The 24,322-nt window shown below is 46.6% G+C and carries 25 protein-coding genes, 1 rRNA gene and 1 other annotated feature; all 26 genes read right to left on the reverse strand.

Annotated elements, in window-relative coordinates; genetic code table 11:
* Positions 1-74 (reverse strand): 16S ribosomal RNA (locus tag EC604_RS12720); the annotation flags it as partial.
* A 479-nt stretch (positions 75-553) separates the two neighbouring features.
* Positions 554-2,179 (reverse strand): LysM peptidoglycan-binding domain-containing protein, encoded by a 1,626-nt coding sequence (locus EC604_RS12725; protein ID WP_123064539.1) that lies wholly within the window; start codon positions 2,177-2,179, stop codon positions 554-556.
* A 199-nt stretch (positions 2,180-2,378) separates the two neighbouring features.
* Positions 2,379-3,260 (reverse strand): branched-chain-amino-acid transaminase, encoded by an 882-nt coding sequence (gene ilvE, locus EC604_RS12730; RefSeq protein ID WP_123064540.1) that lies wholly within the window; start codon positions 3,258-3,260, stop codon positions 2,379-2,381.
* 145 nt (positions 3,261-3,405) lie between these two features.
* On the reverse strand, positions 3,406-4,281 hold the full coding sequence (gene pheA / locus EC604_RS12735; RefSeq protein WP_123064541.1) for a prephenate dehydratase: 876 nt from the start codon (positions 4,279-4,281) through the stop codon (positions 3,406-3,408).
* The gene (thrB, locus tag EC604_RS12740) at positions 4,278-5,246 is read right to left on the reverse strand and encodes a homoserine kinase (RefSeq protein ID WP_123064542.1); all 969 of its coding nucleotides are present in this window, start codon (positions 5,244-5,246) and stop codon (positions 4,278-4,280) included. The genes pheA and thrB overlap by 4 nt, the downstream gene beginning before the upstream one ends.
* Positions 5,243-6,313: a threonine synthase gene (thrC, locus tag EC604_RS12745; RefSeq protein ID WP_123064543.1), complete on the reverse strand. Its 1,071-nt coding sequence runs from the start codon at positions 6,311-6,313 to the stop codon at positions 5,243-5,245. The genes thrB and thrC overlap by 4 nt, the downstream gene beginning before the upstream one ends.
* 103 nt (positions 6,314-6,416) lie before the next feature.
* Positions 6,417-7,703: a homoserine dehydrogenase gene (locus EC604_RS12750; RefSeq protein WP_123064544.1), complete on the reverse strand. Its 1,287-nt coding sequence runs from the start codon at positions 7,701-7,703 to the stop codon at positions 6,417-6,419.
* A 46-nt stretch (positions 7,704-7,749) separates the two neighbouring features.
* On the reverse strand, positions 7,750-8,187 hold the full coding sequence (locus EC604_RS12755; protein ID WP_110898886.1) for an ACT domain-containing protein: 438 nt from the start codon (positions 8,185-8,187) through the stop codon (positions 7,750-7,752).
* A gap of 254 nt (positions 8,188-8,441) precedes the next feature.
* Entirely contained in the window at positions 8,442-9,752 is a 1,311-nt protein-coding gene (gene obgE, locus EC604_RS12760) for a GTPase ObgE (RefSeq protein WP_123064545.1), read from the reverse strand.
* Positions 9,753-9,768: 16 nt separating this feature from the next.
* On the reverse strand, positions 9,769-10,506 hold the full coding sequence (locus tag EC604_RS12765) for a Spo0B domain-containing protein (RefSeq protein WP_123064546.1): 738 nt from the start codon (positions 10,504-10,506) through the stop codon (positions 9,769-9,771).
* A gap of 150 nt (positions 10,507-10,656) precedes the next feature.
* Positions 10,657-10,968, reverse strand: a complete 312-nt coding sequence (gene rpmA / locus EC604_RS12770) for a 50S ribosomal protein L27 (protein WP_110898889.1) — start codon at positions 10,966-10,968, stop codon at positions 10,657-10,659.
* A 23-nt stretch (positions 10,969-10,991) separates the two neighbouring features.
* Positions 10,992-11,321: a ribosomal-processing cysteine protease Prp gene (locus EC604_RS12775; protein WP_123064547.1), complete on the reverse strand. Its 330-nt coding sequence runs from the start codon at positions 11,319-11,321 to the stop codon at positions 10,992-10,994.
* 13 nt (positions 11,322-11,334) lie between these two features.
* A complete protein-coding gene (rplU, locus tag EC604_RS12780) occupies positions 11,335-11,646 on the reverse strand; it encodes a 50S ribosomal protein L21 (protein ID WP_090919085.1) in 312 nt (103 codons plus the stop codon).
* A gap of 14 nt (positions 11,647-11,660) precedes the next feature.
* Positions 11,661-11,744 (reverse strand) — a sequence feature (ribosomal protein L21 leader region).
* Between the two features lie 56 nt (positions 11,745-11,800).
* Entirely contained in the window at positions 11,801-13,051 is a 1,251-nt protein-coding gene (locus EC604_RS12785; RefSeq protein WP_123064548.1) for an Rne/Rng family ribonuclease, read from the reverse strand.
* Positions 13,052-13,160: 109 nt separating this feature from the next.
* Positions 13,161-14,021 carry a M50 family metallopeptidase gene (locus EC604_RS12790; protein ID WP_123064549.1) on the reverse strand — a complete coding sequence of 287 codons (861 nt, stop codon included), beginning with the start codon at positions 14,019-14,021 and terminating at the stop codon, positions 13,161-13,163.
* Positions 14,014-14,955, reverse strand: coding sequence for a M23 family metallopeptidase (locus EC604_RS12795; protein WP_123064550.1), 942 nt, complete (start codon positions 14,953-14,955; stop codon positions 14,014-14,016). The genes EC604_RS12790 and EC604_RS12795 overlap by 8 nt, the downstream gene beginning before the upstream one ends.
* A gap of 298 nt (positions 14,956-15,253) precedes the next feature.
* On the reverse strand, positions 15,254-16,048 hold the full coding sequence (minD, locus tag EC604_RS12800; protein ID WP_090919093.1) for a septum site-determining protein MinD: 795 nt from the start codon (positions 16,046-16,048) through the stop codon (positions 15,254-15,256).
* 3 nt (positions 16,049-16,051) lie between these two features.
* Positions 16,052-16,714: a septum site-determining protein MinC gene (gene minC / locus EC604_RS12805; protein WP_123064551.1), complete on the reverse strand. Its 663-nt coding sequence runs from the start codon at positions 16,712-16,714 to the stop codon at positions 16,052-16,054.
* A 74-nt stretch (positions 16,715-16,788) separates the two neighbouring features.
* A complete protein-coding gene (locus EC604_RS12810; RefSeq protein WP_123064552.1) occupies positions 16,789-17,322 on the reverse strand; it encodes a rod shape-determining protein MreD in 534 nt (177 codons plus the stop codon).
* A complete protein-coding gene (gene mreC, locus EC604_RS12815) occupies positions 17,322-18,194 on the reverse strand; it encodes a rod shape-determining protein MreC (protein ID WP_123064553.1) in 873 nt (290 codons plus the stop codon). The genes EC604_RS12810 and mreC overlap by 1 nt, the downstream gene beginning before the upstream one ends.
* A 180-nt stretch (positions 18,195-18,374) precedes the next feature.
* On the reverse strand, positions 18,375-19,409 hold the full coding sequence (locus EC604_RS12820) for a rod shape-determining protein (RefSeq protein ID WP_090919103.1): 1,035 nt from the start codon (positions 19,407-19,409) through the stop codon (positions 18,375-18,377).
* 193 nt (positions 19,410-19,602) lie between these two features.
* Complete coding sequence (gene radC, locus EC604_RS12825; protein WP_123064554.1) at positions 19,603-20,292, reverse strand: RadC family protein; 690 nt, start codon at positions 20,290-20,292, stop codon at positions 19,603-19,605.
* A 31-nt stretch (positions 20,293-20,323) separates the two neighbouring features.
* On the reverse strand, positions 20,324-20,938 hold the full coding sequence (locus EC604_RS12830; RefSeq protein WP_123064555.1) for a Maf family protein: 615 nt from the start codon (positions 20,936-20,938) through the stop codon (positions 20,324-20,326).
* A gap of 88 nt (positions 20,939-21,026) precedes the next feature.
* Positions 21,027-21,269 (reverse strand): DUF4321 domain-containing protein, encoded by a 243-nt coding sequence (locus EC604_RS12835; RefSeq protein ID WP_090919108.1) that lies wholly within the window; start codon positions 21,267-21,269, stop codon positions 21,027-21,029.
* Between the two features lie 146 nt (positions 21,270-21,415).
* A complete protein-coding gene (locus tag EC604_RS12840; RefSeq protein WP_123064556.1) occupies positions 21,416-22,681 on the reverse strand; it encodes an SPOR domain-containing protein in 1,266 nt (421 codons plus the stop codon).
* Positions 22,682-22,959: 278 nt separating this feature from the next.
* Positions 22,960-24,279 (reverse strand): UDP-N-acetylmuramate--L-alanine ligase, encoded by a 1,320-nt coding sequence (gene murC / locus EC604_RS12845; protein ID WP_240036866.1) that lies wholly within the window; start codon positions 24,277-24,279, stop codon positions 22,960-22,962.
* Between the last annotated feature and the right edge of the window lie 43 nt (positions 24,280-24,322).

Consider the following 24,322-nt stretch of genomic DNA (forward strand, 5'->3'; position numbering starts at 1 on the left):
CAAGTCCGCTCGACTTGCATGTATTAGGCATGCCGCCAGCGTTCGTCCTGAGCCAGGATCAAACTCTCCAATAAAGTATTGAAAAGAGCGATAAGCTCATTTTGAATCTGACGAGATTAAAAATCTCATTTGTTCATTCTGCAAGCAGAATGTTTACTCACTCGTTGTTCAGTTTTCAAAGATCAAACACGATTGTGTTACTTCATTCTCGTCTTCGCTAAGTTTCAGCGGCGACTTAAATAATGTAACACACGGCCAAAATTAATGCAAGAGTTTTTTAATAATACGTTTAATTTTCTTAAAGGTCTGCAAGTACACTTCAATTGAAAGCTACTTCCAACCCAAAATTAAAGCGCATACATATTATAACATAATATCGAACGGGCTTTCAAACGTTATCTGCAATATTTTTGTTTATTCGACACCTCCATTATTTCAGACACATCTTCTTTTTATCAATCTAACTACGCAAGCGAAAAGGTCAGTTCTAATATGTTGAACTGACCTTTTCGCAACAACCATCACTCTATATCATGTTCTGCTTTGAACCATCTTAATGTTGAATCCAGGGATTACGACGTTTCTTGGCTGGTTTTTGTGAATTTGTTGACGTCCTGTTTTCTCTAGTAGATTTCCCAGATACAGCTACCTTTGATTTACTTTTCGCAGGTGTTTTACTTGTTCTTCGCTTTGCCGTTCCATTTTTAGTTGGAGTTGACTTCGGTTTCACCTCGAGTTCAGCACCCGCCTCTTCAAAAGATGCCTGGCTTAAGTTCGCGTTTTCACGTCCTCCCTTTTTCCCACTATTGGAGCCATGAACTTCGGATGGATACATCTCCCCAAAAGCACCGAGCGGAGATGGAGGAACCATATTTTGAGCTGGATACGGATTTTGATAAGCATATTCCATTGGATGATTCGGCATGACAGAAGTTGACATTTCAGGTGGCATGCCATTCGGGTGACCATACATGCCCCAAGTCGGTTCCTGATAACCATACGTAGGATAAGTATATTGAGGAGCATTCATATGCGATCCACATCCGCACGGAGGATACGGAAGCATAGAGTATGGGGAAATAAATGGCGGTTGATTATTCATCTGGTTCGTTGCAGCTGCTACACTTGGGAAAGGACTGTTTATCTGAGCTGCTGGTGAAATTGGAAATGCATTATTCGTCATCTCAGGAGATATATTTGGCATTACGTTATTGTGATTATAAGTTTGTTCAGCTCCCGTCCATGGGCTATTTGGCATGCTACCCATACTATAGGCACCAACATCCTGAACACCAGGGAATGGAGAGTTATTAACCATCCCTGCCGTGTACATGTTGTTTTGCTGAACAGCGTATACCTCTTGTGCAGGTACAGGCACCTGCATATAAGGATGTTCCATCGGAGCATGGAGCATTTTTTGACCACAACCACATGGTTCCTTGACTGTTGGCGCAACATTCACATCCGGTTCGATGTTAGGCATTACAGGCAGAGGCATCACCTCAGGTGAAAGATTGGGCATTTGAGGTTTTTTCGCTTCGGTTACAGGTTGGACTTGAACCTCCGGCTTCATCTCCTCTTTCTTGTCTGTTATCTTCTCAGGCTTCATTTCAGGCATTACTGGTAATTGCGGTAAAGCCTCCAATTCAGGCATAATATTAGGCTTAGCGGGGGTAACAGGCGCTGGGGCTGGAACAGGGACTGGCGTTTCAACCGCTTGAGGTGGAGGAGATGGCACGACAGGTTCCGTTCCTTCTTTTACACCCGTATACTCTTTGCCTTCAGGTGATAACTTTTCTTGCGCGCCCATATTCCCCATTTGAGTATTCGCGGCCTGATTACCTTGTGTATGCATGGAAGGAATATAGACGGTCTCTCCAACCAGTAGAGCATTTGGGTTCTTCAACTGCGGATTCGCATTGATCATGTCTTTCAGCGGAACTCCCCAAGCTTGTGACAACTTCCATAACGAATCTCCTTGTACTACCTTGTGACTGTGCAGTACACCCTCTGGCTTTGGTGTTACCGGCTGTGCAGGGATTTTGACCTTCATCCCAATATCCAACTTGTCGGGATCTGCAATCTGCGGGTTGGCCGCAATCAATTTGTCCAGTGCGACATTGTATTTTTGGGACAGCAGATATAAGGTGTCGCCTTTTTTCACCATGTGTATTTTCACAGGGAACTAACCTCCTAGACGTCATACTTGGGCAGTACATTCGCCCATACCGTTACTACATCCTATGCAGCAACCGGGCTAATGACATCATTTGAACAAAAAAAATCCTCCCGCCTTCTAAAATCCCACATGCACTAGGCATGCTACATTTTATCGGACAAGGAGAATTCCTGTTATTTATTCAATTCGACATATCCATTTATTCCCACACCTTGTAACCGTCTTTGTCGACAATCTGGCGGAAAGCTTCAAGTAATTTTAATGTAACCGGACCCGCTACACCAGAACCAATCGTTCTGCCATCCACTTCACAAGCCGCAATAACTTCAGCAGCTGTTCCTGTGAAAAACACTTCGTCTGCAATGTACACATCATGAAGCGTGAAGGGTACTTCTTTTAACTCAATACCCAGCTCCCCGCACAGATCGATAATCGCTTGACGGGTAATGCCTTCGAGTGCTCCAAGGTAACAAGGAGGAGTGTAAACCACACCGTTTTTGATAATGAAAATGTTGTCGCTTGAACCCTCGGTTACGTAGCCTTGGGAGTTCAGCATAATAGCCTCACCTGCACCCGAAAAGTTCGATTGCAACTTGACAAGGATGTTGTTCAGATAGTTGAGGGATTTAATCTTCGGATTCAACGCATCCGGGATGTTACGACGCTGGGATACGGAAACGGCCTTCAATCCTGTAAGATAAGCTTCTTCCGGGTAGATCGCTAGCTGTTCCACAATAATGATCACGGAAGCTTTAGGGCAACGTGTCGGGTCAAGACCCAGGTTCCCTGGTCCGCGCGAAACGATCAGACGAATATAACCGTTACGCATATCGTTGCGGCGCACCGTTTCAGCCATCACTTCAAGCATCTCATCGTAAGACAGCGGAATGTTCAAACTGATGGATTTTGCCGAATCATACAAGCGATCCAAGTGAGCCTTACATCTGAAAATATTGCCATTGTAAATCCGAATACCTTCAAAAATCCCATCTCCATACAAAAATCCATGGTCATATACCGAAACTTTTGCATTTTCCTTGGTTACATACTGACCATCCAAATAGATCCATTGTTCTGACATGACTAACTGCACCTCCATTAAATATGCATTTCCTATATTCCGAAACATAATGAACCTGTCCATTTTACATCATAACTAACAAAAAAACTCTCTAATTTCACATAGATGCCGGAAGATCTCTTTGCATCATCCAACCACTATCCGGTTATTTCCGTGAAGGGTATGTATAACATGGATAACTTCCAAGAACACGTACCTGACAATTCAAAGCCTCGATTTCGGCCATAGCTGCCGTGAGCAATACGGAATCAACCGTTTCAATGACATCAATGTAAAAATAGTAGCTACCCAAACGTTTTTTCGTTGGACGGGATTCAAGACGAGTCAAGTTCAGCTTTCTCCAGGCAAAAGCCGACAACACCTGATGGAGTGCACCCGGTGCATCCTCAGGCAATGTTACAAGCAAGCTTGTCTTCACATGGTCTGCTTCACGCGGAATGCTGACGGGTTCATGGCCAATCAGTACAAAACGGGTGTAGTTATTGTCATGATCCGTCACACGTTCCGCCATGATATCGAGACCATGCTTTTGAGCCGCGAGCTTCGTACCGATTGCAACCCAGCCCTTTCCTGGATTTTTCTTCACAATTTCCACTGCTTCAGCTGTGCTGTTCACGCCTTCGAGATCTGCATCGGGTGAATGCTGCCGAATAAAATTCTGACACTGTGGGATGGCCACGGGATGGGATAGAATCTTAGTAATTTTACCAAAATCATATGTGCCATCGCCTGTGACAAATTCGTTCCCGTGTCCGATAACATTCTGAATGGAAGGGTAGACCCACTCCGCTTGCATGGGGATATCCACCTCATTCACAAGCCAGTCCATATGCAGGCTAACGGAACCTTCAATTGTATTTTCAATTGGAATCACACTGTACTGTACACTCCCGCTATCCACCGCACGAAAAATGTCCGAAATGAGTTTGGAATGTTGTAAATCGAGTGCTTCCCCATTGAAAAGAAAATCGATTGCTTCGTGTGAGACTGAACCTTCTGGTAACACTGCAATTCGTTTCATGCGTTAACTTCCCCTTTGATCCTGTCCAAAAAAGGACGTTCATCTTGATCCGGCAGTATGAGGGCTCCGTCCAGATCCGGGTCCAGCCACAAGGCAGAGGCCGTGATCCCCTCCTGCTTCATGATACCCATTAAATATTGTTCCAGTTCATCTTTGCGGATATCGTGTCGATCCACCAGTGTAAGCACAGTTGGTCCAGCTCCGCTTAGCGCAGCACCCAGCGCACCATGTTCAGTAGCACGTTCTAAAATCTCCGTCATGCCGGGTACCAACGAGGCACGATACGGCTGGTGAATTCGATCGGACATTGCCTTTTGAATCATATCCAGCCTGCCACTGGCTAAAGCAGCAACAAGCAATGAAGAACGGCTTACGTTGTGTACGACATCAGACATACCAAATTGCTGTGGAATAACGTTCCGTGCTTTGGAAGTAGATAGCTGGAAGTCTGGCACGATAACCAAAGTCTGCAAATCCTGATGAGGCTCGATACGAAGGTAGTCGACGCATTGACCATCCCAAGCTGCTGTAATGATTCCGCCATATAATGATGCACCAACATTATCCGGATGTTTCTCCAAAGCTGTCGCCAAATCCAGCAGTTTATCGTTAGACAATGGGCTGCCGATCAATGCATTGGCACCAACCAGCGCACCAACAATTGCCGAAGCACTGCTTCCAAGTCCCCGAGTAAGGGGGATATCTGAATACATCGAAATTTCAAGCTCAGGTACAGAGACCCCAGCCTCATCAAATACCATTTGCGCCACTTCAAAAATCAGATTTGATTTATCCGAAGGCAAGCCCGTCAGATGGTCTCCATACAGGTGAAATGTGGTCTGTGATGCCGGTTTAATCTCAAGCCAGGCATACAAAGACAAGGCCATGCCCAGGGTATCAAACCCTGGACCCAGATTGGCTGTGCTTGCCGGGATTTTTACGGTTACTTTTTCACGCAAGCTCATACAGACCGTTGCTCCAGTTGGGCAATAGCTGCCATAACTGCCTCTTCTGTATCTTCAACCACCAGCGGCTCCACAGCAGCTGTCTTAATCGCCACATTCGGATCTTTCAGTCCGTTACCTGTTAACACGCATACAACCGTTTCTCCACCTTTGAAGTAGCCTTCACGATGCAATTTGTACACACCAGCCACAGATGCAGCAGAAGCCGGTTCAGCAAATACCCCTTCACGTGCCGCAATGGTGCGGTATGCCGCCAAAATCTCGTCATCCGTAACATAGTTAATCTGACCACCGGACTCTTCCGCTGCAGCCACTGCTGTTTTCCAGCTGGCAGGGTTACCGATTCGAATCGCTGTAGCTACAGTTTCTGGCTCAAGGATTGGTTCTCCTTTAACAATTGCCATAGCTCCTTCTGCCTCGAACCCAACCATGCGCGGCAATGTGTTGGATTTCCCTGCCTCGTTATACTCTTTAAAGCCTTTCCAGTATGCTGAAATGTTACCCGCATTACCAACCGGAATAGCCAGAACGTCCGGTGCATCTCCCAATTGCTCAACCAATTCAAAAGCAGCTGTCTTCTGTCCTTCAATCCGGTATGGATTCACAGAGTTTACAAGTGTAATCGGATGTTTAGCCGTAATTTCACGTACAATTTCAAGGGCACGGTCAAAGTTACCATTGATCGCGATGACTTTGGCACCATAGATCATCGCTTGAGCGAGTTTACCCAGTGCAATATTGTTATTTGGAATCAACACGATACAATTCAACCCACCACGTGCGGCATAGGCTGCAGCAGCTGCGGATGTATTACCAGTAGATGCACACATAATTGTACGGCTGCCTTCTTCCATCGCTTTGGCAACAGCCATAACCATTCCGCGGTCCTTGAAAGAACCTGTGGGATTCAGTCCTTCATATTTGAAATACAGATTCAAACCGAGTTCCTTCGACAGATTCTCTGCATGAATCAGTGGCGTATTTCCTTCTTGAAGTGTAAGCTGCGGCGTATTTTCATTGACTGGAAGGTGTTCTTTGTACGTTTGCAATAATCCTTGATATCTCATTGTGGGTAAACTCCTTTAGGTTTAGTGATCTAGATTTATGAATTGATGATTTGCTTACATAAGAAAAATTTTAAACTAATTATATTTTAAAATGACTTAATAACTAGCCTTCTACGCGATAAACACTCTTAATCCGGCGAATCACGTTAAGTGATTCAAAATGCTTGAGTACTTTGTCCATGCTGGCCTTACTTGCATTATGCGTAACGATAATGATCTCAGCGTCAGGATTGTGCTCATTCGGCTGTTGCACAACGGAAGCGAGACTGACTTCATACTCGGCAAAAATTTGCGTAATCTGCGCCAGCACCCCTGCTTTGTCGTCCACGTGCAGTAATATGAAATTTTTCGAAAAAATCTGCTCATCACTCTGAAGTCTCTTCTTTTTATACGGTACGATCGCTTTTACTCCGTTCACCCCAAGCTTGAGGTTTTTCGTTACGGCAACAATGTCAGCAACTACGGAAGTCGCTGTTGGCATTTCACCCGCCCCTGCTCCGTAAAACATCGTCTCGCCTACCGCCTCACCGTGCACATACACGGCGTTGAACACACCGTTTACCGATGCGATTGGGTGGTTCTTTCTCACCATCGTTGGTTGCACACTAATCGTAATCTCATCACCGATACGGTCTGCGATACCAAGCAGCTTCAACTCATACCCTAATCTTTTAGCATACGTGATATCTTCACGCGTGACAGCGGAGATCCCCTTAACGGCAACATCCTTCAATTCCACATTCGTACGGAAACCGAGGGTGCCCAAGATTGCCATTTTACGAGCAGCATCGAGTCCTTCCACATCTGATGTCGGGTCTGTTTCCGCATACCCTAAAGCTTGTGCTTCTGCAAGCACCTCTTCATAGGATGCGCCTTCCTGACTCATTTTCGTCAAAATATAGTTCGTTGTGCCGTTCACAATCCCCATAATTCGAGTGATCCGGTCCGAAGAGAAACCTTCAATCAGCGTGCGGATGATCGGGATGCCTCCAGCCACACTGGCTTCATAAAACACATCGCATTGCTTTTCCTGTGCTTTAGCCAAAATCTCTGAACCGTGCAATGCCATAAGATCCTTATTCGCTGTTACGATATGCTTCCCACGTTCCAGTGCTTCAAGAATATATTCTTTCGTCTGATCGATGCCGCCCATCACTTCAACGATAACATCAATGTCCGGGTGACGAATGACTTCCCAAGGGTCCTCTGTCAGCTTCGCCCGGTCAATGGGAATAACACGATCCTTCTCCGTGTTCTTCACCGCAATCTTCTCAATGATAATTGGCGACCCCACCTGGCTGCTAAGATCCTCCTGATTCCCTTCCACAATTCGGACAACGCCCGTTCCAACCGTGCCCAGGCCCAACAATCCGACTTTTACCGGTTTCACTAACGACCTACCCCCTATTGTCTAATCCTATATTCTCAAAGTCCGATCAACCTTGACCTACAATCCGTGTACGCTTCACTCCAGGCATATCTTGCATTCGGTCCAGCATTTCACCAATCTCTCCATGCAGATGCGTCGTTTCCACGGAAATGACAACATTGGCTCGGCCCTGAAGTGGAATACTCTGATTAATCGTAAGTACGTTGGCTCCATAACCTGCAAAATGTCCAAGCACGCGAGACAGAATACCGGACTGATGCTCCAGGTCAATCGAGATCGTTACGATACGTTCACGCTCCAGCTGATTGATCAGATGAATTCCATCTTTGTACTTGTAAAAGGCACTTCGGCTTAATCCGACCTGTTCGACGGCCTCATGCACTGTTTTGACATCCCCGGAAGCAAGCAACTCTTTCACCTGCATCGTTTTTACCACAGCTTCAGGCAAAATATCTTCCCGTACTAAGTAATAGCGTTCATTCACAGAACGTCCTCTCCTCAAAGACTCATGTATTCATATAGTGGACATTATATAGGATGAATCCCAAAAGGGCAATACGTAACATGTCTATTTTTCAAAAACTGTTTCCCACAGTATACAGGCTAATGCCTCCATCATGTCAGAAAACAAACAAAAAAAAACGCAGCACCACGGTAACTTCCCGTTTCGCTGCGTTTCTCATTTTATTTAGCAACCATCAGCCGATGATGTTTAAAGAATTTTTTTGGCCTAGCAGCTTAGTAGTAACTGCTGCTTTCCACAAATTCAAACTCGAAATCTCCAATACGCACAATCGTGCCTTCCACGGCACCGCGTTTACGAAGCTCATCATCCACACCCATGTAACGAAGTGTACGTGCCAGCTTCAGAATAGCCTCGTGTGAATTCAACTGCATCCGTTTCATCATGCGATCAATCTTGGCACTTTCCACAATGAATGTATCGTTCTCACGCACAATGCGGAAACCTTCGTCCTCTTTTTTCTCCAAACTGTATACTTTACGCTCGGAGAGGTCGGCTACTTCTTCTACCTCAGGCTCATCTGGAATCTGATCCAACAGATCAGCCGCTCGGTACAACAGTTCCTGAATACCTTGACGGGTCAGAGAGGAAATAGGCATCACTTCGATATCTGGCTTCACTTCACGAACCTGTTGCAAGAACTGCTCCAGATTGGCTTCAGAATCCGGCATATCCATTTTGTTCGCAGCTACAACCTGCGGTCTCTCGGCTAGGGCAGGATTGTATAGTCTCAGCTCATCGTTAATTTTCTGCCAGTCTTCGAAAGGATCGCGCCCTTCTGAACCAGACATGTCTACAACATGAATAATAACCCTTGTCCGCTCAACATGTCGCAGGAACTCATGTCCAAGTCCAATACCCTCATGTGCCCCTTCAATTAGCCCCGGCAAATCGGCCATAACAAAACCGCGGCCCTCACCCACATCAACGACACCCAAGTTAGGTGTAATGGTTGTAAAGTGGTATGCCCCAATCTTCGGCTTGGCAGCAGATACAACGGACAGCAACGTAGATTTACCCACACTCGGGAACCCGACTAGTCCCACATCCGCCATGACTTTAAGCTCAAGCACGATATAACGCTCTTCGCCTTCCTCACCATTCTCGGCAAGCTCAGGTGCCGGATTTCTTGGCGTTGCAAAGCGAATGTTACCCCGACCGCCGCGGCCACCTTTGGCTACAACCACCTGCTGACCATGTCGCGTTAGATCAGCTAATACTTCCCCGCTGTCTTCATCCACAATAGTCGTGCCCGGCGGGATACGCACAATCATGTTCTCTGCATTTGCACCATGCTGGCTTTTGTTACGTCCCTTTTCTCCACGTGGAGCTTTGAAGTGACGCTGGTAACGAAAGTCCATTAATGTCCGCAGACCTTCATCTACCCGGAAAATAATATCGGCTCCCCGGCCGCCATCGCCGCCGGCAGGGCCACCCTCCGGTACATATTTCTCACGACGGAAAGAGACGATGCCGTCTCCTCCATCTCCTGCTTTTACATAAATCTTCGCTTTATCAACAAACATTGGTTACCCCTTCTTCCTATATTCCACAAGGCATTCTGAATTGTACAAACGTATCCCCAGACGGAAGCTGCTCCGTTCTGACTTTTTTACCTTTGAGTACAGCTGTTAATTGCCGCAGCGTTTCTGGATCTGGGGTCTGATCTCCGTCCAAACGGACGACGACATCTCCATGATCCTGTCCGAAGTTCAAGGTCAGTTTGCGCACCTCTCCCCAAGACGACCGGCCACCGCCATACTGATAGGCCCGAATTGCATCCGCAATCGCCCCCGTAAGCGACTCGCCATCCTCGGGAGAGACCAGAGCACTGAGCTGCAGCTCTTCTTCTACTTCCACATGCAATTCCAGTGCAGCTCCACTGGCCCGAAAAGATTGCAAATAAAAGACGAGAGAAGGTATACCTAATTTAGATATCCGGCTTTCTTCCGTTACCCGCTCTTTTATTCTTTCCACACATTGCAGGGATTTATCAAGTTTGCCCAGCCTAAGATATCCATATAACACTTGGAGATCGTTCATCCAGTCATGCCGATGATGATTTAATGAAGCTATTGCTGTTTTTTCCATGGATTGAATGATGATTCTGCGTTCCGCCTCCGCCTGCTTTTTCATCGCATATCCTGATACTAACATCACTGCGACGGACCAAAATGCGCACACAGCGCTCGCAAAAGGCGCCGGATACAACATAACGAAAACCAAAGGAATCACAAGTGAACATGCCGCAATCCACGGCACTCTTTTCCAGGATTTCATGGCTTCTCCCCGTTCTACCAAACTCGGTTGGTTTCAACCCACCGTAACCAAGTATAACATGTCTTTTCTGCCAGTTCATTATCGAATAGTCGCAGAATGCAAAAAACCTCCGGCAAAAATGCCGAAGGCTCCTTAGGCGGAATGCCGATATTAAGCTTCTACTGCAGCTGCTACTGGAGCAACGTCTACAGGGTAGATGCTTACTTTTTTACGATCGCGACCCCAACGTTCGAATTTAACAACGCCGTCGATTTTCGCGAACAAAGTGTCATCTTTACCGATACCCACGTTTGTTCCTGGGTGAATTTTCGTTCCGCGTTGGCGAACGAGAATGCTACCACCAGTTACAGTTTGGCCATCTGCACGTTTAACACCCAGACGTTGTGCATTACTGTCACGTCCGTTCTTCGTGGAACCTACACCTTTTTTCGATGCGAACAACTGAAGATTTAATTTCAACATGATTGGTTTTCCTCCTTCTTTGCTTATTTGTGTTGCTGTATTTGAATATACTTCCCGTATGACTCTGCAATATTAGAGAGCATAACTACCATGGATTCGAGCAACAACTGTACCTGAGAAAAAGTTTCCCCTTTTGCCAGCATCGGTAAAGAACCGCTTAAAAAGCCATTCTTCATCTTGGCATCCATCTCGACACCAGTTAATGCCTCAATCGAGTTCACTGTACCTACTGTAACAGCAGATACCCCGGCACATACGATATCTTCTCCACGCTTGGCAAAATTGGCATGCCCTTCAATAGAAAAGCGTTCGATGTTCCCGTCCTTATCACGAAAGATTTGAACGATAATCACTTATCGCACCTTCTTACGCTTTGATTTTTTCGATAGTTACTTTAGTGTACGGTTGACGGTGACCTTGCTTCACATGGTAGTTCTTTTTCGGTTTGTATTTGTATACAACAACCTTTTGACCTTTGCCATGTTTCTCAACCTTAGCCGTTACAGTAGCTCCGGAAACCAATGGTGTACCTGCTGTCAAACCTTGATCGTTAGATACAGCCAGGACACGGTCGAACGTTACGCTTTCGCCGTCGTTCGCATTCAATTTCTCGATGAACAGAACATCGCCCTCTTGGACTTTGTACTGTTTGCCGCCTGTTTCAATAATTGCGTACATTTGCCTTGCACCTCCTCATGTCTCAGACTCGCCCGTTCTCAGGTGACAATGCCTTGCGGAACTGTTCTTAAACCTGGTCAGTGCGGTTACAGCATGTGCAAGACCAATAGGCTAAACACATACTTGATGATTATATCACGCAGTATATTAAAAATCAATGCAAAGGTGAAATATATCTTTTCCCCGTGCCATGACAGGAAGAACAAGCCTCTACGTAGGGCAAGGTGCTCTCTTCTCTTACTTTTTTACGAGTCAGTTCAAGCAATCCAAGCTTCGTCCATCCCATCACAAAAGCTTTGGTTCGATCCTTGCGCAGCGCCTGCTCCAGCACAGACGCTACATCATACCGATTCGACGCCTCTTCCATATCGATGAAGTCAACGATAATCATGCCGCCAATATCCCGCAGTCGCATTAACCGAGCAATCTCAACTGCAGCCTGCATGTTGGTTTCGGTTACCGTCTCTTCCAAGCTGTCTCCACCTGCTCCGGTATACTTGCCTGTATTCACATCAATCACTGTCAGCGCTTCGGTATGATCAATAACGATATATCCACCTCCGGGCAGCCAAACTTTGCGTGCAAAATCTTTGTTCAGCTGTTCTTGCACCCCGTAAGCATCAAAGATGGATTCCGTTCCGGAATACACTTGAACTCGAGGCACATGCCCTGGACAAATCTCTTCAAGCAACGTCTGTATTACGCGAGCTTGTTCTTCACTATCCGTGATCACCTCGTCACTACCAGGAGTGTACACATCTCTAATCACTCGCTGAATCATGCTTTGGTCCTGGTGTAGCAAGCTTGGAGAAGGCAAACTGTCTGCTTTTTCTCGAATCAGAAGCCACTGAGCGCGCAACGTCTCCAAATCAGTCTGAATGGCCTCATGCGGCTCTTCCGCAGATACGGTACGAATAATCAGTCCTTCTTCGGCCCGGAGCAACTGCTCTCCCATCGCTTTGAGGCGGGAACGATCTCCCTCCCGGGCAATCTTTTTGGAAACAGCCACATAACCCGCTACAGGCATGTAAACAAGCCAGCGGCCCGGAAGTGAATAATGAGTCGTCACCCGGGCTCCTTTGCTTCCGACCGGTTCCTTCAGAACCTGTACAATTAATTCCTGACCCGGACGCAGCAACTCCGAGATGGAAGGTTTTATTTTGGGTTGCTTCTCCAGATGGGGATGAAGCACATCATCCACATACAGGAACGCATTTTTTCTCTGACCAATATCCACAAAGGCAGCCTGCATACCCGGTAACACATTCACTACCCTTCCCTTGAAAAAGGAACCCAGCAGTCCGCGCGCACGTGTACGCTCTGCCGTGAATTCCACAGCTTTGCCTTCTTCCAGAAGCACCATTTGCATGAGGTTATGTTCATTATGTACAATCATTTGTTTCATGGCTTCACCTCTAGAAGACCCTTCAATTCATCCACATCCATTTCATATTATGGGCAATAATTATCATAGATGTATTACCCCGTTTGAGAACAGGTTCATCAGCAGGCTTTCACAATTTATCGGTATTTTGTTGAAAATAAGAACCGATCACACGCTGTTCAGGCAAAACTGCCAGGATACGTCCCTGCTTATTCATCACGTATACCATATGGTACCTTTCCCTTTTTAATAGACGCAAAATAGTGTCCAAAGGTTTCGCTGGGAACGAGATTATTGGTTGGGCTAAGCCACCTGTAGCTGCATACCGGACAAAAACGGCTTCCCGGTTCATCAGAAAACGGATGAAACGGTAAGGCACGTTCCGATAATCCGTAAAGTTGGAGTAAAACAAAAAAAGGCCTATTAATAAAAGGTTCAACGGAAGCCCGTAATCGCCGGAAATCCACTTGCTAATCGCAACCAAAATAACCCCTGCGCTACACAGGATACTGATGCGATAAGTCCACATGAGCGTAGTATAGTAAGGAGCCCACAGGCTGACAATCGCCTGAACGATTTTCCCCCCATCCAGTGGCAGTACAGGCAACAGATTAAACAAAGCAATGAGCAGGTTGGCTTGGATGATATAATCCAGAAAGAGTGGGTCCCCCAACTGAAATCGCCTCAGAAGCAGTACTATGCCAACCATCAGAATGTTCTGCAACGGTCCTGCCAAGGCTATGACAATCTCGCGGTAAGCCGTCAGTTTGCCTCCATCTTCAATCACAGCCACTCCCCCAAAGGGAAGCATCTGTATAGATAGTACACGGCAGCCCAGAAGGGCCGCCGCAGCAGCATGTCCGCATTCATGAATAAATACGATGGCAAACAGCGTGATTAGTTCAATAAAATGTCCAGTTAGCAGGGAAGTCATCATGATGATGACAAAAAACGGGTGAAGCGAGATTCGCACTCCCCACACCCTAATCAAGGGCAACAACTTCCGCAGGGTCTACGTACTCTTCTCCTTCTTTTATCGCAAAATAAAGCGTAGCAGGCTGATCCGTACTTCCACCTTTTAAACTTCCCAACACATTCCCCGCTTCGACCCAATCGTTCACCTGGACGTCACTCTCGTTCATTCGGCCGTATATGGCAGTCACCTTGCCAGCGTGCTGGATAACGACTGTATATCCGCTGGCTACATCCCCCAGAACCTCAAGCACACGCCCGGCACCTGAGCTGACGACTTGCACGAGCCCTCCTGTAGTAGCGGCATCTGGAACAATCTCGATCCCCTTCATACTTAAAGCAAATGGCTGAACAACCGTACCTGAAATCGGCTTTCCGAGAAGATGCTTGATTCCTGAGCCGTTCACTACATCGGTGGTATGTCCAAGCACTGGCAGGAAAGAAGGTGTCCCACCGAAATTCCGTTCATACCATGCCGTAGCCGCAGCAAAATCCATATCGTTATGAAGTACATCAGCAATAACGGTTTTGGGTGCTATTGTCCATGATGCATTTAATTGAAACAGTCCCCACACGCCTACAAATAGTACTGCACTAACTACCGTACGCCGCAGTAGCGATCGAAACAAATTAAAACCAGAACGTCCTGTAGGGCCGAAATGTCCGTTTTCCTTCTTCCACAGCCATTCCGGGTCTCTTTCCGCTGGTTCCTCTACAAAAGCAAACGGCTTATGCCGGTTCGGTTCATCATGCTCTCTATTTCTGCCTTGATCTTTACTTCCATCTATACTTATGTCTATATTTCTCTCTCTCTCACTGCCTTGGTCTCTTTCTCTTCCACTATCCCATCGAAAAGCCGGCTTTTGTTCTTGTAACACTTCGTGCACTGCCCCATCCATAAGCCGCCGAATCCGTTCTTCTCTTCTCTGTTTGATTCTTTGTTTTGTATTCATACCATGTCCTCCCACTGAGGCTTGTTTACTACATCCTATGAATCAACAGCAAAGAATATGAACAAGCCTCCATACGAACTGAACCGTAAATAGAGCTTTATCTTCACAGCTGGAATGTTGTCGTGTGGGAGTGTCACTACGGCAGTTTACCAAACAGCTGACGCATGCAATAAACCAAAATAAAGCTTGTGAGCAGTGAGTATACGAAGTATACACAAAAAAACAGCCGGACACGCTGTCCCGGCTGTTTTTTTAAAATTTCTATTTAACTAAATTTGTTTCACGCTATACATATCCTTTAGCCCATTCCAAAAAATTTCTTGAAACGAGAAAATGCGCCCTTCTTCTGCTCCATCTGCATTAAAGGAACGGTGTCTCCCAAAATTCGTCTTGCAATATTACGATAAGCAATAGCAGCAAGTGAATCCGGGTTCATCACTGTAGGTTCGCCTGAATTAGCAGCCTTGATGACAAGTTCATCATCCGGCACGATGCCAATCAGGTCGATGTTAAGTACTTGTAAAATACCATCGATATCAAGCATGTCACCTGACTTCACCATATTGTTGCGAATCCGGTTCACCACCAGCTTAGGAGACTGAATATGTGAACTCTCGAGCAAGCCGATGACACGATCCGCATCACGCACTGCTGCATTTTCCGGTGTAGTGACCACGATGGCCTGATCTGCTCCTGCTACCGCATTTTTGAATCCCTGCTCAATCCCTGCCGGGCAGTCAATAATGACGTATTCAAAATCTTTTTTAAGTTCCAGGATGATATCTTTCACCTGTTCTGGCGATACAGAGTTTTTGTCTCTCGTCTGCGCTGCAGGCAACATGTATAATTCTTCAAAACGCTTGTCTTTGACTAATGCCTGATTTAGACGGCAACGGCCGTCCGCAACATCGCACAGATCGTAAATAATGCGGTTCTCGAGTCCCATCACAACATCCAGATTACGAAGGCCGATATCGGTATCGACCAGACAAACCTTTTTGCCAAGCAGCGCCAGGGCTGTCCCGATGTTTGCCGAGGTGGTCGTCTTACCCACACCGCCTTTACCCGAAGTGATCACGATCGCCTCTCCCATGAGCTACACTCCTTTAAACACATTAAAATCTCGGCGCAACCGAACGATATTGCTCATCTTGTCGATCTGCATCTGATTGTCCTGCAAATAAGCAAATTCCATTCCGGTTTCATGGCTCTCCCATTCATCCGGAGGACGACTGATCACATCAGCAATACGCAACTGTGTTGGTGCAAATACCGATGCTGCAATAATAGCCTCTTCGTCCCCGCTGATTCCAGCATGAGCCATACCTCTGAGTGAACCCAAAACATATATATCCCCAGTACACGTCACCGTGCCCCCTGGATTGATATCTCCGAGAAACAGGAGATTCCCCTCATGATGAAGCACCTGACCTGATCGTACCATGCCGCACATCGTCACAATCGGCGGGGGACCTTTGACCTCCTGTACAAGTGCAGGCGAGTCAAAGGATCGGATCAGTAGATTCCCTTTTTGCTTCAATGTATCCAGAATCTCTTCTTTCTGATCTTCCGTAACTTCTCGCGCTCCCAGCTTGATATCCACATGAACAATCGGTCCGGTCAAAATGTTTTGATGGCTGTGTTCCAGCTTATAGCGGAGCTCATAGAGCAATTCCTCGAATTCACATTGATCGTCCAACAGGAAAACCAAGCCGTCTCGGATGCCTTTAATCGTTACGTGATTCGATTTTACCGTCATAAGCCTGTCCCTCCCATCTCATTACATTTCGTGCCCCGGTTCCCAAGTTCCTGCTTCTTGCTCCATAAATGTCATCAGGAAGCTTCATCTGCTTTACTTTTAGGTGTGCCGATCTTCTCCAGCTGTTTGCGCAGAGGCACATAAATGATCAGGGTAAACACAAAGTGAACAAACAAATTAGGGATCATGTATTCGATCAGTGCCCAGTCAAAAGTCACATGATTGAGCTGGAAAAGCTTGTATAAGAAAAATAACATCGTATCATTCAGCAAACTACCAAGCAGGACAACCGAAACCATGATAGGCATTGGTGCACGCGGTGCTTGAAATATGAGTCCCATCATATAAGCAGATAATCCCATGGAGAATCCGTAGGGCCCGATCATCTCCCCGTAGAAGACGACGTCATGCAAGAGTCCAAATAATATGCCGAGCACAAGGGCTGTATGCCTGTGATGATACACAGCAAAAAATAAAATAACGATATAAACCAGATTGGCTGAAATACGCATTTGCCAAGCCGAAGGAATCAATTGTGGCAGAATCGTATCCTCGGCAATAAACAGAACGAACAGTAGCAGAAACAAAACCTGTTTGCGCGTGACCATTATTCTTTAACCTCAGGCGGAATGATTACAATCAGCTGTTTCCAATCGAGAAAATTCGCATATGGCTCGATAGTAGCTGTCTTCGTCAGACCATACTCGCTTTTCTCAATGCTCTTCACTTTACCAATACGCATGTACTTTGGAAAATTATTAATTATACCAGAAGAGATGATTTCATCATCTTTTGCGATATTAGAATCCTCTGCTATCTTGGTCATCTTCAACATGCCGCTCTTCGGATCATAACTTTCGATCATGCCAAACACTTTCTCTTTGCCCACAGCCGTAGCTGCAATCGCATTCGATGTTGGGTCATTGGCATCCATCGAAGTTAGCAAGTTTACCGTTGATGTATACGAACTGACATGGCTGATCACCCCAACCAGTCCTTCCTGTGAAGTAACGGCCATACCCGGTTTGATGCCTGCGTTCTCTCCGATGTCTATGTTGATCGTTCTACTGTTCGGGTCTGAATTGGCACTGATAACTTGCGCAATTCGAGAACCATAGTTATAACGTTCCTGTTGCTCTCTTGTAAAGTTAAGCATCTTCTGGAGCTGTAAGTTTGTCTGCTCCAGATCATTGTATTTCAATCGGTCACGTGTATAGTGTCCCATCGCGATGCGAAGCTCTTCATTTTCCTGGTACACCGCACGCATGTTCGCCACATCTTTGAAAAAGCCCGCTACATAAGAAGCGGGCTTGTAAAATACGTATTGTACAAATCCAACTGAATCCTTCAGGAATTTCTCCGGCCAGGATAAATTGGCTCGCGGACTAAGCGTAAAGCCCATCAGCGCGATAAATGTAACAAGGCCCACCAGCAAAACAAAAAGTCTTTTGTTGCCAAGCAGTTTAAACAGTTCCAACACCCTCTAACATCCATTATTCTCTTCCGAGCCCAGCCCGGTGGGGAGACATCAGACCTGAAGTCTCTGCGAGAATATCAATCGATCCTCCCCTGTTAAGCGGGTTATAGCTCTCCCGGAATATCCGGGTACTCTACCTTGAAGTGTTGCCGCCCAATCAGGGATTAGACGGCAAGCAATTCATTAACGCTTGGAACGAACTGCTGAACTGCTTCTGCTTTTAAACATATGAATATTCTCCAATGCTTTACCTGTCCCGATTGCTACACAATCCAGCGGGTTCTCCGCAACAATGACAGGCATTCCTGTCTCACCAGCAAGCAGCTTATCCAGATTGCGAAGCAGAGCTCCGCCGCCTGTCAGGACAATTCCACGATCCATAATGTCTGCTGCAAGCTCAGGAGGGCATTTTTCAAGTGTTACTTTTACTGCTTCAACAATAGCATTCACGGTGTCTGCCAGAGCTTCGCTGATCTCATCAGAAGTAATGGTAATGGTCTTCGGCAGACCTGTTACCAGATCACGTCCACGAATTTCCATCGTTTCCACTTGCTCCAGCGGCATAGCGGAGCCGATATCCATCTTCAACTGTTCGGATGTACGTTCACCGATCATCAGATTGTATTGGCGTTTGATGTATTGAATTACGGATTCATCCATCTCGTCACCTGCTACACGCACTGAACGGCTAGTTACGATACCACCTAAAGAAATGACAGCCACTTCAGTTGTACCGCCGCCAATATCAACGACCATACTGCCTGTCGGTTCCCATACGGGCAGATCTGCGCCAATAGCGGCTGCAAATGGTTCTTCGATCGTGTAAGCCTCACGTGCTCCCGCCTGTTTCGTAGCATCTTCAACCGCACGTTGCTCCACTGCTGTAATTCCGGATGGTACACATACCATCACGTTTGGATGACGCTGAAACATAGAGCGTTGCTTCTGTGCCTGACGAATAAAGTATTTAATCATCGTTGCTGTAGTGTCGAAGTCAGCAATTACGCCATCTTTCATTGGACGAATGGCACGAATGTTGCCAGGTGTACGTCCGATCATTTTTTTAGCGGACTCACCCACAGCTTCGATGCTTTTTGTATCCGTACGCAGTGCAACAACCGACGGCTCGCGCACCACAATTCCTTTTCCACGTACATAAACCAGCGTATTCGCTGTCCCCAAATCAATACCCAAATCTTTCGTAAAACCACCAAACATGACGTATTCTCCTTTTCTGCCTCATATTACTGCTCCTGTTTCATTGCAAGAGCATAACTTTCATTCCCACGAAACCGTGGAGCTAATATTCGCATGTAGTATTTTGAATCTGAATCTGTAAAGTAAAGTGAACCTATCTTTGACGGACACGTCCGTTATCATTCATAGGAAAACATCAACGCCAACCATTATATTATACCAAGCCCTTCTCCTTCAAACTTACGTATGTTCCATCACCAATAACAAGGTGATCCAGAACGTCAATGCCAACGATTGCGCCGGCTTCAATCAGTCTTTTAGTTATCTGAATATCTTCCGGACTGGGCGTTGGATCACCGCTGGGATGGTTATGTGCACACACAATTGAGGCACTGCTGCATTTGATAGCGGCACGAAATACTTCACGCGGATGTACAATTGAAGCATTAAGGCTGCCCATGGAGAGTGTTTCCTGAGCTATGATATGATTTTTGCTATTCAAAAAAAGACATACAAAATGTTCTTTCTGCAAATAACGCAGTTGTTCCATTAGAATATCCGCAGCATCACGTGGTGTACGGATCGATGTCGAAGGAGCAAGCCGACTCTTGGCAATTCGATGTCCCAGTTCAATGCCTGCTTTAAGCTGCACCGCTTTCGCTTGTCCAATGCCCTTCATAGCTGTCATCTCTTCAAGGCTCAGATCCATCAACGAACGGATGCCACCTGCTTCATTCAGTATCCGCTGTGCCATATGCATTGCGGATTCCTGTCTCGTTCCTGTTCGAAGTAATATGGCAAGCAATTCGGTATGACTCAAGGCGCCCGCCCCATATTCCATCATGCGTTCTCTCGGGCGATCTTCCTGGGGGATGTCGCGCATCATATATTGAGGCGACTCCATACATTCCCTCTTTTCACAGCATCCGTTTTGATTACGTTTGTGGCAACACGTACACGCCAAATCCCTCCAGCATGTCACTAAGCAAAGATAGTGGCAAGCCTACCACATTAAAATAACATCCTTCAATGCGGTCGATCAGTGAAGCGCCAATGCCTTGAATAGCATATGACCCTGCTTTGTCCGAAGGTTCTCCCGTCTTCACGTAAGCACGGATCGTAGCTTCAGACAGTTCCTTCATCGTTACATCCGTCTGACGATAATGCACCACCGAATGTCCGGTAGCTGCATCAATACAGGCGACACCCGTAAACACACGATGTTCCCGTCCTTGCAGACGTGACAACATCTGCTCAGCATCAGACTCATCCACTGGCTTGCCCAGAATCTCGTTGTCAAGCACAACAACGGTATCACTGCCGACAATAATGGCATCCTTACTGCTGCCTTCTAGTCCACGATACACAGCGAGCGCCTTGCGCAGAGCCAGTTCTTGCACTGTCTGCTCTGGGGTCCAATCTGATGGTGTATTCTCATCGGCATAACTTGGTATAACTTCAAACGCTAAATGGAGTGACGCGATCAGTTCCTTGCGCCGCGGCGATGTGGAGGCCAGAATAATCGGGCGCTGTTCTGTGTTATTCGACATTAACGGCTCCTTATACTACGGCAACACCTGTCCGAATCACAATAATAGATGTCACTAGTTTATTTTTTGGTCAACATTCGTCATTCTCCTACAGTCTTCGATACAGCCACACAGCCGCAATAATACCAATCAGACTCAGGAGGCTCATTTGAAATTGAAATGAAAGGTCATAACTGAAAATATCGAGATCAGCCTGGGGCGACCAGCGAATCGTCGTGACCTTGGTTAAAAAGGCTACAGCCTTAACAGGCTGCAGTGCCTTGGCGATCCACGCTCCGGCCATCCAGCCAAGCAGTAGAAACAATAATAACACGCCGAAGTTTTTTTTCATCGGTTAATCTTCCCTCGCCATTTTTTGACACCCACATTATTATACGGGGTTTTGTACGTCAATACAAACACAAATCCGGCAGGGGGAACTATTTCCAGTTCCTTGCCGGATAGGAGTTTTGGGACGTTGTTATGGGAAAGGGAGCTTTATTGCTTTATTGACTCAAGCCACTTTTTCTGTTGGAGCACATACTCCATCAAATCAGACTGTACCGCCCACATGTGAACAGCGTCCGGATTTTTATTATACTCGGCAATGGCTGTTATCGCACTGTTCATCGATTTCTCCATGCCGGACACAACCGGTTGAACGTCTACCGCCATGCCAGGCGCAAGGATCTTTATACCAGTCAACCACGTTTGATGCTGAGTCTGTAGGGATGCCATCATCTCTGGTGATATGGCCGCTTGTACTGACTGACCCAATTGCTGGATCGAGAGTGTTGATAGCTGATCAACAAGAGCGGAGCTATTTTTGAAGAAAAGAGCAACGTCCTCCTGCTTGTTACCAAAGATCGCCGGATCCACCGTCGGATTAACGATCTCTTTGACATACAGTTCGACTCCCTGAGACTTTAGTCTGGTACTGAGGAGCTTGGCCTCCTCACGATCCGAAGATATGCCAGCATAGACACGATTGCCATCGTCTGGGTCCGAACTTGCAGCTAAACCCGTTTGGGTGAGTTCAAGCTTCGCTTGTTCCGCTCGTTCCGGGGAACTGAATACCCCATATTGTAGGGCATAATATGTACCACCTGCATATGAGATAGCAAGTTGACCTGCTGTTCCGGCCTCCCCTTCCTGACCTGACACAGTAGAAATGCTCTGATTTACAGGAAGCATTTGATCCGGTTTCACCGCGCTCTCTTTATTAAAAAAGGACAAAATAACCATACCGAACAGCGCTCCGGTTACCAATGCCCCTGAAACAGACCCAATCATTTTCCAGCCTCTGGGAGGACGATTTCGTTTATACGAATAGTTCTCTGATTCGATCATCCAGTTATGGCCCTGATCCAGATCTTCACTTCTTTCAGATTCAGATTCATATTCATATGGATCATACTGTGCATTCCGATCTGAGGCACTGTCTGTATAAGTCGAACGATGATCAAAATCCGCATCCAGGTCTGAAGTCCGGTAGTTCAGTGAATCCGTGTGTTTCAAACGATCCGATCCAGAACGGGAAGCGTCTGCTAGAATCGTTCCTCCCCAGTCCACAGGCATGTCCTCTGCTGTCCATGATGATACTGCCCTGTTGTTCTTGTCTGGTTCAGGATTCGGCAGCGTCTGTACCGTATTAGACAAGTTTCCGTTCATTGTGACCAGCGTACTAGATGCAGGCATCTCCTGGTTCCCCAGCTTGTCCGACTCCTGATCTCCGAAGCGAAACGTCATTCTGGCGTTGCTCACCCGTACCCTCTCCTTTGTCCCATTTATATCATCTATATGTTGAGATGGAGGATAACATTCCACGGAATGATTAAATCTTAGGTTTCACTAATCAAGTTCAAATTCAAGCACAAAAACGCCTGACTCCATGAAGGAGACAGACGTTTTAAGTACGGTAGCCGTTGATCAAAAGATTCATGGAACATACACTCCGATAAGAAATCACCAGGATCGTAGCGATAGTCCTCAGACTTTTTGATCCCTAAGTTCAACCTGTATCATTTTTAGAAATTACAAAACTATTTCAAACCTTTGGCGAGTATATCGCCCACTTTCCAAATATCCCCTGCACCCATCGTAAGCACAAGATCTCCTGGCTGTAACCGCGGCTGCAGATCAGCTACAACTTCCTCTTTGGTCGGCAGGTATCTTGCGGATGCGTTGCTGTTCTGTACGATCAGTTCAACTAGTCTAGCGGAGTGCACACCTTCGATTTGCTTTTCACCGGCAGGAGAATAGATATCGGTAATCAACACCTCATCCGCCTCGGCAAATGCCCGGCTGAACGCATCCAGCAGGAAAAATGTCCGTGTATAACGCTGCGGCTGGAATACGGCAATAATCCGTTTACCTGTCGCTTTTGCCGCACTGATTGTAGCTTCAATTTCTGTAGGGTGGTGAGCGTAATCGTCAATAATCAGCATATCACGCGCCTCACCCAACACCTGAAATCTGCGTTTCGCCCCATGGAATTGCACGATAGCTGCTGTAATCTTCTCAAACGGAATGCCTGCTTCGAGACAGGTAATAACCGTAGCCATCGCATTGTAGACGTTGTGCTTACCTGGTACTGACAACTCCACTGTGCCCATAGCTGTACCTCGATGATTCATGGTGAAAGAGATACGGCGATCCCCGAGAACGATATCTGTAGCTGTGTAATCAGCAGCCTGCTCGATACCGTAAGTTGTAATGCGAGACTTGAGATGTGGCAAAATAGCCTGCACATTTTCATCATCAGCGCATACGATGGCTGTGCCCTCTGGACGGATCTGGCTGAGGAACTGTACATAGGCTTTCTTTAGTTCCTCGAAGTCGCTGTTATAATTCTCTAGATGGTCAGCTTCAATGTTCGTTACGATGCCAAGCCAAGGATGGTACTGTAAAAAAGATCCATCGCTCTCGTCCGCTTCCGCGACAACCCACTCACCTTGACCTGCTTTGGCATTCGTCCCCAAATTCATGATCTCTCCACCAATAATATAGGTCGGATCTATTTCACATTGCTCCATAACCAGTGCAATCATGGAAGACGTTGTCGTTTTGCCATGCGCACCTGCAACGGCCACGCCTTTGCGCTCGTTTAACAAACGTGCCAGCATTTGAGCGCGATGAAGGATAGGTATGTTTAGCTGTTCCGCAGCTACACGTTCCACATTATCCGCAGGAGCTGCTGTAGAGTAAACGACAAGGTCCGCTCCGTTCACATGCTCCGCGGTATGTCCAATATATATTTTCGCCCCTTTGGCTGCCAACTTCTCTGTCAACTCCTGTGAAGCGACATCCGATCCGGTAACGGTATATCCCATCTCCAGCATAACCCGGGCGATGGCACTCATGCCATAACCGCCAATCCCTATAAAATGAACATGTTCCGATGTG

It is taken from the genome of Paenibacillus amylolyticus, assembly GCF_003719335.1.
GTDB classification, from domain to species: domain Bacteria; phylum Bacillota; class Bacilli; order Paenibacillales; family Paenibacillaceae; genus Paenibacillus; species Paenibacillus amylolyticus_D.

Excerpts from the sequence above, each read along its gene's own strand:
- rpmA (WP_110898889.1), bottom strand. The coding sequence starts at position 10,968 with ATGTTGAAATTAAATCTTCAGTTGTTCGCATCGAAAAAAGGTGTAGGT.
- minC (WP_123064551.1), bottom strand. The coding sequence starts at position 16,714 with ATGACGGTAAAATCGAATCACGTAACGATTAAAGGCATCCGAGACGGC.
- radC (WP_123064554.1), bottom strand. The coding sequence starts at position 20,292 with ATGGAGTCGCCTCAATATATGATGCGCGACATCCCCCAGGAAGATCGC.
- EC604_RS12835 (WP_090919108.1), bottom strand. The coding sequence starts at position 21,269 with ATGAAAAAAAACTTCGGCGTGTTATTATTGTTTCTACTGCTTGGCTGG.
- EC604_RS12765 (WP_123064546.1), bottom strand. The coding sequence starts at position 10,506 with ATGAAATCCTGGAAAAGAGTGCCGTGGATTGCGGCATGTTCACTTGTG.
- ilvE (WP_123064540.1), bottom strand. The coding sequence starts at position 3,260 with ATGTCAGAACAATGGATCTATTTGGATGGTCAGTATGTAACCAAGGAA.
- EC604_RS12810 (WP_123064552.1), bottom strand. The coding sequence starts at position 17,322 with ATGGTCACGCGCAAACAGGTTTTGTTTCTGCTACTGTTCGTTCTGTTT.
- EC604_RS12830 (WP_123064555.1), bottom strand. The coding sequence starts at position 20,938 with ATGTCGAATAACACAGAACAGCGCCCGATTATTCTGGCCTCCACATCG.
- EC604_RS12820 (WP_090919103.1), bottom strand. The coding sequence starts at position 19,409 with ATGTTTGGTGGTTTTACGAAAGATTTGGGTATTGATTTGGGGACAGCG.
- obgE (WP_123064545.1), bottom strand. The coding sequence starts at position 9,752 with ATGTTTGTTGATAAAGCGAAGATTTATGTAAAAGCAGGAGATGGAGGA.
- EC604_RS12795 (WP_123064550.1), bottom strand. The coding sequence starts at position 14,955 with ATGAATACAAAACAAAGAATCAAACAGAGAAGAGAAGAACGGATTCGG.
- pheA (WP_123064541.1), bottom strand. The coding sequence starts at position 4,281 with ATGAAACGAATTGCAGTGTTACCAGAAGGTTCAGTCTCACACGAAGCA.
- minD (WP_090919093.1), bottom strand. The coding sequence starts at position 16,048 with ATGGGAGAGGCGATCGTGATCACTTCGGGTAAAGGCGGTGTGGGTAAG.
- rplU (WP_090919085.1), bottom strand. The coding sequence starts at position 11,646 with ATGTACGCAATTATTGAAACAGGCGGCAAACAGTACAAAGTCCAAGAG.
- EC604_RS12785 (WP_123064548.1), bottom strand. The coding sequence starts at position 13,051 with ATGAAACAAATGATTGTACATAATGAACATAACCTCATGCAAATGGTG.
- thrC (WP_123064543.1), bottom strand. The coding sequence starts at position 6,313 with ATGAGATATCAAGGATTATTGCAAACGTACAAAGAACACCTTCCAGTC.
- murC (WP_240036866.1), bottom strand. The coding sequence starts at position 24,279 with ATGAGTGCCATCGCCCGGGTTATGCTGGAGATGGGATATACCGTTACC.
- thrB (WP_123064542.1), bottom strand. The coding sequence starts at position 5,246 with ATGAGCTTGCGTGAAAAAGTAACCGTAAAAATCCCGGCAAGCACAGCC.